The sequence below is a fragment of the Enterococcus sp. 2STP genome (genome assembly GCF_032465635.1).
GTDB lineage: Bacteria > Bacillota > Bacilli > Lactobacillales > Enterococcaceae > Enterococcus_B > Enterococcus_B lactis.
The window spans coordinates 40,517-54,282 of sequence record NZ_JAWDJH010000037.1 but is presented as its reverse complement, the minus strand read 5'-3'; the positions used below and the strand labels follow the sequence as shown (position 1 = coordinate 54,282).

Genomic DNA, 13,766 nt, shown 5'->3' with positions numbered 1-13,766 from the left:
TTCAAGTATAACACATTTCTATTTAATTAAGCATCAATTTGCTACTCTTTTCAGTAGCTGATTTTGAATATCAGCCTTCCAGTACAATAATCGAAGGACAATATTTATGATCATGAACATAACGAAGTATCCTATGGTTTCTCCTAAACCTAAGTTTACTTCCAAAATTCCGTGGAACAGCATCGCAGCTACATATATCCCTACGATTGTCGTTACTGCTAAGAATATTCGCAACGGGTTGAAAGGATAACAAGCTTTTACAACTGCCATGCAGCTGATTCCAATTAGCAAGTAATACATCAACGTAGTGGTTTCACTACTTCCCCACGCGAACGTTTTTCCAAGTAGATACACTGCTATGATATTCACTACTACAAGCAAGGCATTCGGCAACGCGTTGATAAGTGCAGTAGGCAAGTAACGGTAAGTGATTTTGCGTTTATCTTGTTCAAATGATAAAAAGAAGGAAGGATACCCTTCAATCGCCAAATCAATCAGCGTAATCTGGATAGGGATAAATGGAAATCCAATAGCTGTAACGGCACAGATAATCGATAAAATAAAAGAATAAATCGTTTTGATGAAAAAGATACCGGAGACTTTCGTCACATTGTTGACTACCCGACGTCCTTCAAACAGGACTTCTGGCAATGTCGTAAAATCAGAGTCCAACAATACCAGATTAGCAATTTGACGTGTCGCTCCGTCACCTTCTGCCATGGCGATACTACAATCTGCTTCTCTTAATGCCAAAACATCATTTACGCCGTCACCTGTCATCGCAACCGTTCTGCCGCTATCTTTCAATTCATTTACCAGTAATTTCTTTTGCTGAGGACTCACTCGACCAAAAACGGTATATTGATGTGCAGCTTCTCGCACGTCCGATTCTTCAGTAACCTGAGAAAGGTCGATATACGCATCATAATTCGGTAATCCTGCACGTCTAGCAATATTGGAGACAGTAAATGGATTATCTCCAGAGATTACTTTCAGGTCAACGCCTTCCTCATGAAGATAAGCTAGTGTTTCTGGCGCATTTTTTCGGATTGGATCATCGATTTCAAACAGAGCAACTGGCTCAACAAACGCGGGGTTTTCTTCGTTTAATTGCTGATTTGGAGCAATCCCCAACATAAGTACGCGATAGCCATTCGCTTGAGCTGTTTTTAGACTATCTGGCAGCCGATCTTCTTCCACCAAGCGTTCAGGTGCTCCTACGTATACGACTCCTAATTCTGGAAACTCCATCGCACCCCATTTGCGATCAGAAGAAAATGCGACTTTGTTTGTTACATCATAACGATTAGAAAGCTCAAAATACTCTCTCATCGCCCGCATGGTGATGTTGTTATCACTGCTTTCTGCAAGATACGTTCCCATAATTTCTGGAATAGCTTTTTCATACAGCGGATGTAATGCTTCTACACGCTGGATACTCATTTTCCCTTCAGTAATGGTTCCTGTTTTATCCAAACATAATGTATCGACGTGAGCAAGTGTTTCAATGGAATACATGTCTTGAACAAGAATCCGTTTTTTTGCCAGTTTTGTTACACCTGTCGTTAACGCAATACTTATCAGCAATACTAATCCCTTTGGAAGCATCCCTAACAAAGCTGCTGCAGAGGCAATAACTGAAATCTTGATAGAAGCATCGCGAATGAACAGTGCCTCCAAAAATAGTATGATCCCTAAAGGAATAATCACGAAACTAGTGAACTTGGATACTTTACGAATCGAATCTACAAGTTCAGAATGAATAGCTTTGTGGGTTTTTGCCTCGCTAGTCAAGCGGACAGCATAATTATCTGCCCCTACTCGGATGACTTCAGCCATGACAGAACCACTTGTCAAAAAGCTCCCAGAAAGCAATTCAGCTCCAGCTTCTTTGACAATCAAGTCAGATTCACCTGTCAAAAGAGCTTCATTTGCTTCTGCCCGTCCTGATATGACCTGCAAATCGGCTGGTATCTGTTCTCCTGCTCCGATTTTTACCAAATCTCCTAATACCAGCTCTTTAGTAGAAATCGATTGTTCTTTACCGTCCCGAATCACTAGTACTTCTGATTGGGAAACAATCGATAATTTCCGTACAAGATTTCTTGCATGTATTTCTTGATAAATTCCAATAACGATATTCACGATAATAATTGCTAAATACGCCATGTTGGAATAAGCACCTACAAATAACAGGCAAATCCCGATACCGAAGTTCAGAAAATTGAATAACGTCAATATATTATCGCTGAATATTTGCTTTGTACTTTTTGATGCATCTTCCTGGTAGTCATTTTGCTGGCCAGAAGCCATTTTCTGAACTACTTCTTGCTGTGTAAGTCCATTCATTTTCTTTTTCTCCATTTTCCGCCAACTTTCAAAAATAATCACGTGTTTAAGTCTAGCGTGTTCCAAGATTAAAAACAACTTGTTTTTATAAAATTTATAGAAAAACACACGAATGATTCTTACGAAAAAGATGCTGATCTTTTTTGTATGAATCACCCGTGTGTTGTTTTTTTATTATCGAACTATCTTTACTTATATTGTTCTTCCAAACGGCTCATCCACCATCCTAGTGCTGTACCAGCTACAAAAAGAACAGGACAAGCTAGCACGCCAGCGACTCCCAATCCCGCGTAATCAGTAGGGATGATCATAATCGTTGAAGCAAAAACGACGCCTAAAATAAAATGGAATAGCTTACTGTATGCCTTTGAGAAAATATAATCCATGATTTTTGACAAGCCAAGGACACAAAGAATCCCACCAATTCCGATCGGCAAGATGACTTCAAACCGAACTTCTTTAAATCCGTCAGCCATCGCTTTGTACAATCCCATATATACCAAAAAATTAGAAGGACTCAATCCTGGGACAATCATCCCTAAACCAATCAATCCACCGGCGATCAGCCAAGTCCCAAAATTCTGATCGACTTGTCCATCAAATAATCGAGCACCGTATAATAAAAACAAATAAGCCAGAACAAAAGTAACAACCATGATGATTACATCAGAAGTATCTCGTCCTTTTTTTCCTGCTTCTTTCCATAACGCAGGAACAGTTCCGACGATACACCCAACAAAAAACCACAATATTGTTGTTTCATACGCCCCTAATAAAAAACTGACTAAAAAAGAAAGTAAAAAGATGCCTGTCACTCCGCCTAGACCAACAGGCAGGAAAAACAAAACATTTTCTTTGAAATTTTTTGTGATATGGGCTAGAAAAGAAATCAGTCGCTCATACATGCCAAAAACAGCTGCTAATGCACCACCGCTGACCCCCGGCAAGATAAATCCTGAACCGATAAACATTCCCTTCACAAACCGCAACATCCAATCTTTGGTTGTGTACCCCACTTTTTGATTTTCCATTTTTTGCCTTTTTTCCACTATTTGCGCACTCCTTCTTTCAACTCATTTTATTATGTTTGGATATTTCCTACTCGTTTATTTAAAGACTTTTTCGTAAGTCTCTATTATTTTTTCATTCATTTTGACAATATCAGGATAAAACATGTTACCTCCATTATGATAGAGATAGCCACCGTTGTAAAGCAAGGACTGGATCCGCCAATATCGGTACTGTTTTCCTTCTTCATTTCCTAAAAGTGGGCTTAACACATCTTTAGAATATGCTTCTGCTAGTTCTACTGTGTTTTCTCCGCCATGATTTTTTACATAGGCAATATAATCTTTCCCAAAATTATACGCTTGGACAGCGGTCCACAGATCACATCCTTGTTTTTTTGCTTCCATTATCATCTCCGCCAAATATTTGACCCCTTGATCAATACTGTCAGCTGGATTATCAATGATATCGGCTTCTCCATGCAAACTCTCTGAACTCTGCATGAGATCTGTGCCTTTTCCTTTTGATTCGGTCAAGATTATTGCCTTGATCAATTTTTCGTATGCTTCCATATGATAATTTTTTGCAGCTGTCGTTATTTCTATTTGATAGCTTTCCACCCGTTTTACTGAGCGATAAGTTCTTCCTCCTAAAAACAACACCGCACCAATGACCGTTAGAAGGATCATGTAAAAAAGAATACGGATAATAGATAATCGTTTTCGCTTCATTTCATCACCTAGTTATTTTGACATCTTTTTTATCTTACTATTTCTTTATCTTCTTGGCTATTTCTTCCTTAAATTCTGTGCACACCTTAAGAAAAAATGAATTTTCCTGTGTTTTTTATCATCTTACGAAAATGATCGTTGTTTTTCAGTAAAAACGATTGCCCAATGACTGTTATAATCGTTATACTTTACACAGTAGGTGATTATGTGAAAAAAGAAAAGAAATATGCAAAAATGTCAGACGGGAGCGAAATTTATTATGAAAAGAGTGGTCAAGGCTTCCCACTCTTTTTACTGCATGGCAATGATGGCAGCGGCCGCTTTTTTTCAGAACAGGTTCCCGTACTTGAACGCTACTATACCGTTTATCTAGTAGACAGCAGAGGACATGGCCGTTCAACAAATGAAGCATCTATATTGAATTTTCATTTGATGGCTGAGGATCTGAATACGATTATGTTGCTAGAAAAAATCAATCAGGCAGATTTTCTTGGATTTAGTGATGGCGCAAATCTGGCATTGGTATTTGCCAGCAGCTTTCCCCAAAAAGTTCATCGACTGATTTTAAATTCTGGAAACACGCTAGTTAAAGGCGTTCGTTTTTCTGCCAGAGTCATCAGCAATTTTCATTATGCATGGGTATGGTTGCTCTCTTTATTTCGCCCAAGCCTTCGCAAAAATCTGTTAGTTATTAAACTATTGCTGCATGATATCGGCCTTACAGAAAATGATTTAAAAAAAATCAACTCCCCAACTTTGATTATTGTAGGAAAAAAAGATGTGATCAAACTGAAACATTCTCTGTATATAGCTAAAACTATACCAAAAGCTTCTTTTGTACTTGTAAAAGAACAAGGACATGAATTAGCTAGAAAAGATCCTGAACGCTTCAACCGAGAAGTTCTTCAATTTCTTTCTGAAACATAATTATTAGGAATAGAAGGTGATTTATTTGTTAAAAACTACCATACAATGGCTGAAAAACCATCTAGGACTGTTCAAAACAATCTTTTTGATTTCTGTCATTGTCATTATTGTCGGTGAATTGATGTCCATCGGTAAGACTCTATCTATCCAGCAATTAGGAGAAACGTTTGCCACTATACCTATTTGGAAAAGCGGACTTATGCTGTTGATTGGTCTTGTCTCTGTGTTACCTATGATTGGTTATGATATTATTTTAAATCGGATGCTTGAACAAAAGCAGAATCCTCGTTACTTGTTTGAGACAAGCTGGCTGATCAATACAATCAACAATATTGCCGGTTTCGGCGGGTTTGTCAGTGTGGGGCTTCGCTCTGAGCTATATGGACAAAAGAAAGAGAGCAGAAACGTGATCCAGGCATTATCGAAAGTTTTCTTGTTTTTGATGGCTGGACTTTCTATTTACAGTCTGCTTTCTTTTTTACTTGTAGTCTTCACGCCAGTTGCTCCTTTTTTGAAGCAATATTGGATATGGCTAATTGGCGGCGGTCTGTATTTCCCTGTTGTCTTTTTATTCACTACTTTCAAAAAGAAAGGATTCCTTGGTGGTACCTCACTTAAAACGCAAGGACAGCTCTTGCTTGTTTCATTATTGGAATGGTCTGGTGTTCTGTTCAGTTTCCTTTCTGTTGGTTACCTAATGGAAATCCGAATCGATCTGTGGCAAACGATTCCGTTATTCATTGCTGCTTCAGTGATAGGGATTGTGTCTATGATTCCTGGCGAGATCGGCAGTTTCGATGTGATGATGATTATCGGATTATCTGCTATTGGTGTGCCAAGAGAAACAGTCGTTGTGTGGATCTTGCTTTATCGTCTGTTCTACTACATCATTCCGTTTTTGATTGGAATCGTCTTTTTCTTCAAAAATATCGGTTCCACTTTTGATCAACGTTATTCAGGGATCCCTAAGCAGTTAGCAACAGAAATCGCGCATAAAATCGTGGTTGTCCTCTTATACTTTTCTGGAATCATGTTGGTACTTTCTGCCACTATTCCGCAAGCTTTTACAGAGTTTCGCTGGCTTCATAGTTTGAACCCATTGAAATTCCACTTTATTATCCAATTTCCTAGTATATTATTAGGATTTCTTTTGATTGTTATGGGGAGAGGGATCGCTGCACGCGTAAAACGAGCCTATCTGCCTACAATTTTCTTGATCGCACTCGCTTTGTTTTATGTTTTATTAAGCGATTTTAGCTTCACACCGGTGATTTTCTTGTCTATTCTGCTTCTGATCATTCTTGCGTCCAAAAACGAACTGTTTCGGGAACAACTCATCTATTCGTGGGAATGGCGTACGATCGACGGAATCATTATCGGTGCATTGACATTGCTTTATATCGTTATTGGTGTATACAATCTGCCTGACTTTCCACATCGGCGTCACCATTTTATTTCCTTTTTCTTATTCCCTTCTGAAAAGATTTGGTTTTCAGGGTTGTTGGCCATTATCGCCGTTAGCTTCATGATCGTTCTATTTGTCCATTTTCTTCAAGGAGAAAAGAAACAGATTGGCGAAGCCTTTAATGAAGAAAAGGCACTGAAGATCCTCACAACTTATGGAGGAAACTCCGACAGTCAATTGATCTTCTTAAAAGACAAGCGGATGTTTGCCTACGAAAAAGACGGTGAACCAACTGTGCTTCTCCAATTCGCTTGCTTCAATAATAAATGCATCGTAATGGGCGATCCTTCTGGTAAGAAAGAAGATTTTCCAGAAGCAATTGAAGCTTTCATCGAAGAGACAGACCGATTATGTTATTTACCTGTTTTCTACGAAACAAGCGAAGAGATCGTTATGATTTTGCATGAATTCGGCTATGACTTCATTAAAATGGGGGAAGAAGCTTATGTAGACCTGAATAGTTTTACAACATCAGGGAAAAAAATGAAGGGCACTCGGGCTGTCTTGAACCGAATTGAACGAGAAGGATTTACATTTGATGTCTTACAACCGCCGTTTTCTGCTGAGCAAATGAGTATTTTCAAAAATATTTCTGATAATTGGTTGGGTTCACGAAAAGAAAAAGGTTTTTCTTTAGGCTTTTTCTCGGAAGATTATTTACAAAGAGCGCCTATTGCTGTAGTCAAAAATACTCAAGAAGAAATTGTCGCTTTTGCGACGATCATGCCTACTTACACGAACAACAAAGTAGGAACGATCGATTTGATGCGATATGATCCCAAAAAAGCCCCTTCCGGCAGTATGGATTTCTTGTTCCTGCATTTATTTGCTTATATGAAAGAAGAACATATCCAATGGTTCAATTTAGGGATGGCACCTCTTTCAAATGTTGGAACTTCCAGAAAGAGTTTTTTACAGGAAAGAATTGCTTACTTGGTTTACGAGTTTGGCTCTCATTTTTATTCTTTCCATGGATTAAGAGAATACAAAAGCAAGTACGCTACGAACTGGGTCTCACGCTACACCCTATATTCGCGAGATAGTTGGATTGCATATGTTATGATTGCTTTGCTGATTATTGATAATGCGCCAGTTGAGCAGACACAAGGTAGAATAAATGGTTTGAAAAAATGGATACGAAGAAAGTACTAAAAACTGCGTAGTTAGTAAGGAAACACTCACAATATAAATAAAAGAGACTGAACCAAAGCGTGAGGTACGGCTCCTGCCCTCTCTTATTGTACAATTGAAGAACAAAAAAAGCGGTCAAAACAAGATTTCTGTTTTGACCGCTTTTCATTTTAAACATTTTTCATTACCAAAATATTCGAGTCACGTTTCTTATGCTTCGATTTCTGTAACGATACCTGAACCTACTGTACGGCCACCTTCACGAATGGAGAAGGTCGTTCCGTTTTCAACAGCGATTGGGTGGATCAAGTCAACATCAATCGTCACATTGTCACCAGGCATGACCATTTCTGTATCTTCTGGTAACGTGATTGTTCCAGTAACGTCAGTTGTACGGAAGTAGAATTGTGGGCGGTAGTTGTTAAAGAATGGTGTATGACGTCCACCTTCTTCTTTTGTCAACACGTACACTTCAGCTTTGAATTTTGTATGTGGAGTAATGGAACCTGGTTTAGCAAGTACTTGTCCACGTTCGATATCGTCACGTTGGATACCACGTAACAGTACGCCTACGTTATCCCCAGCTTCCCCGTAATCTAACGTTTTACGGAACATTTCTACACCTGTGACAACTGCTTTTTGTGTTTCAGGTTTGATCCCTACGATCTCTACTTCATCACCGACACGAACAGCACCGCGGTCAATACGACCTGAGGCAACAGTTCCTCGTCCTGTAATGGAGAAAACATCTTCCACTGGTAATAGTAATGGTTTATCTGTATCACGTTCTGGTGTTGGGATATATTCATCCACTGTATCCATCAGTTCCATAATAGCAGCTTCAGCATCAGGATCGCCTTGCAATGCTTTTAATGCGGAACCTTTGATCACAGGAGTATCATCGCCTGGGAAACCATATTCGCTCAATAACTCGCGAACTTCCATTTCTACCAAATCGATCAATTCTTCATCATCGACTAAATCTACTTTGTTCAAGAAAACAATTAGGTATTTTACACCAACTTGACGTGACAACAAAATGTGTTCACGTGTTTGAGGCATCGGACCATCAGTTGCAGAAACGACTAAGATGGCACCATCCATTTGGGCTGCCCCTGTAATCATGTTTTTCACATAGTCCGCGTGTCCTGGTGCATCGATATGCGCATAGTGGCGTTTTTCTGTTTCATATTCTACGTGTGCGGTATTGATCGTAATCCCGCGTTCACGTTCTTCTGGAGCTGCATCAATACTAGCATAGTCTTGAGGATTTGCTAGGCCTTTTTTGCCTAATACTGTAGTGATCGCAGCAGTTAAAGTAGTTTTCCCATGGTCAACGTGTCCAATTGTACCAATATTAACGTGTGGTTTACTTCTGTCGTAATGTTCTTTTGCCATAATTTACAAACCTCCTAAATAATATAGATCACTGAAGGATTTCAGCTCTCACTTTTTTATTATAGTCCTTTTTTGAATAAATCAAAAAGAATACGTCCGGCTTACTTTTTGTAAGATTCGAACTAAGCTTATTATACGTCAAAATTGGTCAAAGTCAACTAAGAGCACTCGCCTGTCTTATACGCGAAAAAAGTACCTTTTATAAATAAAAAATTATGTTTTTGAGAAAAACTTCAAGCTCTTCTTTAACTTTCTTTTGAAGCAATAAGAACAAAATGAGGAAAAGTTTAAAATTCAGCTGTCGCCAACAACTTTCAATAGACGAAATCTTCTATTTCGTTAATAATAAGAAGAGAGGTGAAGTACATGAAAAAATTAATTGGCGTACTTGTCGTTTTAGGCATCTTTCTCGGCGGAAGTTTTGCAGCCTATCATTATTTTTACGGCGGCGAAGCCTATTATACAAAAATCACGACGAATGGCGAAATGTCAGCTTTCCGAACAGATAATGGAGAAAAATTTACGACTTATACCTACAAGCAAGCGGCTTATAACAAAGATGGAGAAAAAAAACAAGTGACGCTTCATGAAGTAAGAGAACATCCATTAAAGATGAATGCGTATCTCCAACTCAAAGTCAATCCTCGTAAAGGTGTATTAAGCTGGGAAGAAATAAAAGCTTCTGAAGTCCCTAAAAATGCGGCAGAAAAAATCGATCAATAATCGGTGGTCTTAAAATTTTATTAGATAAAAAGAGGCTGGGACACGAGCGTTTAACTCCAAGAAATAAGAAGAAATTCATGAAACTTGCTTTTCAAATTCTTGTGAATTTCAGCTTATTTCCGAAGGAGTTGCTTCTGCTTCCGCCGTTTATACGTGTTTAGAGCGTGAGACAAAAGTGTTCTTTACTTTTGTCTCACGCTCTTTTTTTGTTATATTCGTCTTTTCAGATCCTTCTCATGGACCATTCATTCAACTAAACATCGGTAGTTGAACATCTAATGTTCCAGTCACTTTTATAAACGATTCAATACTTCATCCACATTTTTGATCATCACAGATATCGTACCATCCGGATTATTCACAAATTCAATCAAATCTGGGTTGCGATATACATCGACTGGTACAATCAGTTCGATTCCGTTTGATAGTTTAAATTTTTGTTTTCCAAATTTTTTCTCAGAAATTTCTTGTACTTCTTTTACAGGGGGGGCTTCTGGGACAAACCCTTGCTCCTGTACTTCTTCTTTAAAAGCCAGTTTTGCCGTAATGTTTTCCTTGAAGACTTTTTCTGCGATCATCTCATGATCCAACCGTCCTTTTTCTTCTATCGTGTCATAGACAGCTTCTTTTAAATCAGCCATGATATCAAATTCTTCTGTCTCGAATTTTTTTCCGAGATGCTTGGCTACTTTTTGGATCACTTTTACGTTTTCCTCTAAAGAAGGTGCAGGAACACTTTCGATCACTCTTCCAGAAAAATAAAGCTCTTTTTTACCGGAAAACTCATATTTTTTTTCAATCAATTCGTAGGTCCAATCGGACAAGTTCACCGCGAAGGCTTCATCTGCTTTTTGTGTTTTCGCGCCTAGTATTGCTCGGTTCAAAATCAAACGGTTGTCAATCCCTACTTCGTCTGCTTCAACAAAATGCGTATAAGCCTCACGATAATTGACTTTCAATAAAGATAGGTACATCACTGTATCTAATTCATACAAAACAACAAATACATCTGCACTTGGCGCCTCTTCACTTTCTTGGTAAATATCGAACCATCGCTGAACGATTGCTTCACTTGCTTCCACAAAATTTTCTTGAGCGATTTTAAGTGATTCAACGATCATGCTTTCTTCTGCCAATTGTCCAGTTTTCGTTTGGGCAGAAGAGATTTTTTGGATTTTCTTTTGAAGAAAATCACGAATATATTCTTTTGTCAGATCCAGCTCTTTTTGTGAAAAGACCGGCGAACCCGTTTCTCTGTCAATAATATGCAGGATTGCTTTTTTTAAATAGATATCCATTTCCTCATTCCCTTCTGTCCTAGTTTACGGAAAAAAAATCAAAAATGCCAGAATCAAAATCATTTTCTTTTAAACAAAAATTTCAATAGTAGAAACAAAATGGATTCTTTTTTTTGGAAAATGCGCTAAACTTATAGATGAACGAATAAAAAAGGAGCTGAAAGTATGAATTCATTAACAAGCACGTATCGTCTATCAAATGGTTACGAAATTCCAATAGTAGGATTCGGCACATGGCAAACACCTGACGGGGATGTCGCTGTTTCCTCTGTTAAAGAAGCACTGGCTGCAGGTTATCGCCATATCGATACTGCCCAAGGATACAAGAATGAAGAAAGTGTCGGCCAAGCGATTAAGGAAAGTGGCATTCCTAGAGAAGAGATCTTCCTAACAACAAAGTTATGGAATGCCAATCACAGTTATGAACTTGTGATGTCTTCTTTTGAGGAATCATTAAAGAAACTCCAAACAGATTACGTAGATCTGTTCTTGATTCACTGGCCAAATCCAGTTGCTTTTCGTGATAATTGGGAACAAGCAAACGCAGATACATGGCGGGCATTTGAAGAACTGTATGAAGCAGGTAAAATCAAAGCAATTGGTGTCAGCAATTTCTTGCCCCACCATCTAGATACACTTGCTAAAACAGCAAAAATCATGCCAATGGTCAATCAAGTTTTCCTTGCACCAGGTGAATTACAGCCAGCTGTAGTTGAGTATGCAAAAAAACATGAGATGATCCTTGAAGCATACAGCCCATTAGGCACTGGGAAAATCTTCGATGTACCTGAAATGAAACAAATCGCTGAAGCGCATGACAAGACGATCGCACAAGTTGCTTTACGTTGGTCATTGCAACACGGATTCCTTCCTCTTCCTAAGTCAGTCACACCAAGCAGAATCAAAGAAAATACTGAACTGTTTGATTTTGAATTGACAGAAGAAGAAATGAAACAAATTGATCAGTTAGATGGTGTAGTTGGCAAGGCAAAAGACCCAGATACTACCCAATTCTAAGTCGAAAGGTGATTTTATGGATCCAATCGAACGCTTGAATTCTCTCTCGGAAGAAGTCATTCAGACTTTTCATTCCGATTTTGTCTTTTTGATCGATGCAGAGAAGATCCAACATTTTCCTGCAAGAAACTGGACACATAATCAAATTATCGAAGAGCTAAAAAAACGGTTCGATCATTCACTAATGGTCACAACTTGGCACGAACATGAAGTCATTTATTCACCTGAGTTACCTGTTTTTGCCTTGATACCGAAAAGATAAAAAGATTGGAACAGGTTATGTGAATAGATAACCTGTTCCTTTTTTTATTTTTCTTTCAAAAAATGGAAAAATAAGCAAATTTTTCTGTTGTAATTTGCGTATACGCAAGTTTTTTTGCATTACTCCTTTTCATTTGGCTTTTTTTTTCTTATAATCGAAAGGGTATGAGCGAAGGAGAGAACATATGAAGAAAAAACAGAAACAAAAATTATTAAATCAATTCCGTCCTTCATTGGATGGTGTAAGAGGACAGTTATTCCGTTCTCTAGAAGATGAAAGCTTGAGACGTTATGGTTTGCCATTACAAGTCATGCTTGATCCCAAAAACCGTCAAATCTTAACGATCGGATTAGCTGGAAAAACAAATGAAGATACACGAATCAACGTGCCTATCGATGATAATTTCAATACTGTATTAAAGCGGATCCGTTCGGGAGAAAACGGTATTTTCGAACGATTCCGTGACAATCTTCTTATTGAGATCGTATCTTACTGGAATGATCAACGATTGAAAAACGATGAACCAACTGCACAAACCGTTGCAACACCAGTGACAGAAGAAACAGTCAGTGTGCCAGAAGAAAAAGTGGAAGAACCAAAAGCGGACACAACTGAAAATACACGCTCAACTGATACGAATGCCGCTTTAAGTTTTGCTGATTTTTCAAAAGCTGTTGCTGAGTATCCTAAATTTTACACAGAACAAAATGAACAAGAAGTAGTTATTTATGAAAAAAATGCGGATGAACCTCGTAAGTTAGCAACTATTTCTATGACTGCTGAAAATGAATTTGTCATCGAAAAAGCACTTGAACGAAAATACAAAGTCAAATTGACTTTGATTCCTTTAATTGAACAATTTGCAGCGACAGCGATTACCGATAGATAAAAATTCTATTTGTCACAAAAGGCTGGAATCGAAGATTCCAGCCTTTTTAGTCATATAATAAATAGTTAATATTAAAAATATATATCCGAATATAACAATAGATTCGTGCTTTTTTCAATTTGTTTTTCTTGTCTATTGCATGTCCTCTCTGTGAATGACAAAGCGTTGTCTTTGCGCATGTTCCAAAGGTTGCATACGCAAAGGACGATTATCTAAATATATGTCGTTTTGCACAGTTAAGACTCGTTGGCTCCGAACACTTTGTAGATAATAAACATCCCCATTTACATGCTCTTCCCTAGCTGGTATCAATCGCCATCTTGCCCGAGTCAAGAAACCACCGATCATCTCTACGTCACGAGATGAGATATCTTCTGCTAGAAGATATCTTGGATTTGCCAGACTTCTTAGGATATATGATCTTGTCTGTTCATCATATTCGAAAATCCATTTTTGATTTGAATGACCTCGATTTCTAAATATGATCCCAGTATTGTTACTCTGATTCCAGTCTACTACTTTCCAAACATCTGCTTGACATTGAATAGAAGCGATATAGCCATGGTAT

Annotated in this window: 11 protein-coding genes; 6 read left to right on the top strand and 5 right to left on the bottom strand. The window is 38.2% G+C overall.

Annotated features, from left to right (window positions below; translation table 11 throughout):
* Positions 1-33 precede the first annotated feature (33 nt).
* The 3 genes from RWU19_RS13560 to RWU19_RS13550 all read right to left on the bottom strand — a co-directional run bounded on the left by RWU19_RS13560 (position 34) and on the right by RWU19_RS13550 (position 4,088).
* Positions 34-2,349, bottom strand: a complete 2,316-nt coding sequence (locus RWU19_RS13560) for a cation-translocating P-type ATPase (protein ID WP_024634656.1) — start codon at positions 2,347-2,349, stop codon at positions 34-36.
* A 188-nt stretch (positions 2,350-2,537) separates the two neighbouring features.
* On the bottom strand, positions 2,538-3,398 hold the full coding sequence (locus RWU19_RS13555; protein ID WP_070770703.1) for a DUF368 domain-containing protein: 861 nt from the start codon (positions 3,396-3,398) through the stop codon (positions 2,538-2,540).
* Between the two features lie 57 nt (positions 3,399-3,455).
* On the bottom strand, positions 3,456-4,088 hold the full coding sequence (locus RWU19_RS13550) for a lysozyme family protein (protein ID WP_002290135.1): 633 nt from the start codon (positions 4,086-4,088) through the stop codon (positions 3,456-3,458).
* A gap of 165 nt (positions 4,089-4,253) precedes the next feature.
* Between RWU19_RS13550 and RWU19_RS13545 the strand changes: the two genes are divergently transcribed.
* Together RWU19_RS13545 and mprF are read left to right on the top strand one after the other, a co-directional pair.
* Positions 4,254-5,015: an alpha/beta fold hydrolase gene (locus RWU19_RS13545; RefSeq protein ID WP_002315226.1), complete on the top strand. Its 762-nt coding sequence runs from the start codon at positions 4,254-4,256 to the stop codon at positions 5,013-5,015.
* Between the two features lie 25 nt (positions 5,016-5,040).
* A complete protein-coding gene (mprF, locus tag RWU19_RS13540; protein ID WP_002290133.1) occupies positions 5,041-7,632 on the top strand; it encodes a bifunctional lysylphosphatidylglycerol flippase/synthetase MprF in 2,592 nt (863 codons plus the stop codon).
* Between the two features lie 189 nt (positions 7,633-7,821).
* On the opposite strand, the gene tuf is transcribed toward mprF, so the two are convergent.
* Positions 7,822-9,009: an elongation factor Tu gene (gene tuf / locus RWU19_RS13535; protein WP_002289463.1), complete on the bottom strand. Its 1,188-nt coding sequence runs from the start codon at positions 9,007-9,009 to the stop codon at positions 7,822-7,824.
* 366 nt (positions 9,010-9,375) lie between these two features.
* On the opposite strand from tuf, the gene RWU19_RS13530 reads away from it, so the two are divergent.
* Entirely contained in the window at positions 9,376-9,732 is a 357-nt protein-coding gene (locus RWU19_RS13530) for a YxeA family protein (protein WP_002290132.1), read from the top strand.
* A gap of 293 nt (positions 9,733-10,025) precedes the next feature.
* Here the strand turns inward: RWU19_RS13530 and RWU19_RS13525 are convergent, their stop codons facing one another.
* Entirely contained in the window at positions 10,026-11,030 is a 1,005-nt protein-coding gene (locus tag RWU19_RS13525) for a nucleoid-associated protein (RefSeq protein WP_002290131.1), read from the bottom strand.
* A gap of 165 nt (positions 11,031-11,195) precedes the next feature.
* Between RWU19_RS13525 and RWU19_RS13520 the strand changes: the two genes are divergently transcribed.
* The 3 genes from RWU19_RS13520 to RWU19_RS13510 all read left to right on the top strand — a co-directional run bounded on the left by RWU19_RS13520 (position 11,196) and on the right by RWU19_RS13510 (position 13,198).
* Positions 11,196-12,047: an aldo/keto reductase gene (locus RWU19_RS13520; protein WP_070770701.1), complete on the top strand. Its 852-nt coding sequence runs from the start codon at positions 11,196-11,198 to the stop codon at positions 12,045-12,047.
* Positions 12,048-12,063: 16 nt separating this feature from the next.
* Complete coding sequence (locus tag RWU19_RS13515; RefSeq protein WP_086286113.1) at positions 12,064-12,309, top strand: hypothetical protein; 246 nt, start codon at positions 12,064-12,066, stop codon at positions 12,307-12,309.
* Between the two features lie 184 nt (positions 12,310-12,493).
* The gene (locus RWU19_RS13510) at positions 12,494-13,198 is read left to right on the top strand and encodes a hypothetical protein (RefSeq protein ID WP_002290126.1); all 705 of its coding nucleotides are present in this window, start codon (positions 12,494-12,496) and stop codon (positions 13,196-13,198) included.
* Positions 13,199-13,766: the final 568 nt, after the last annotated feature.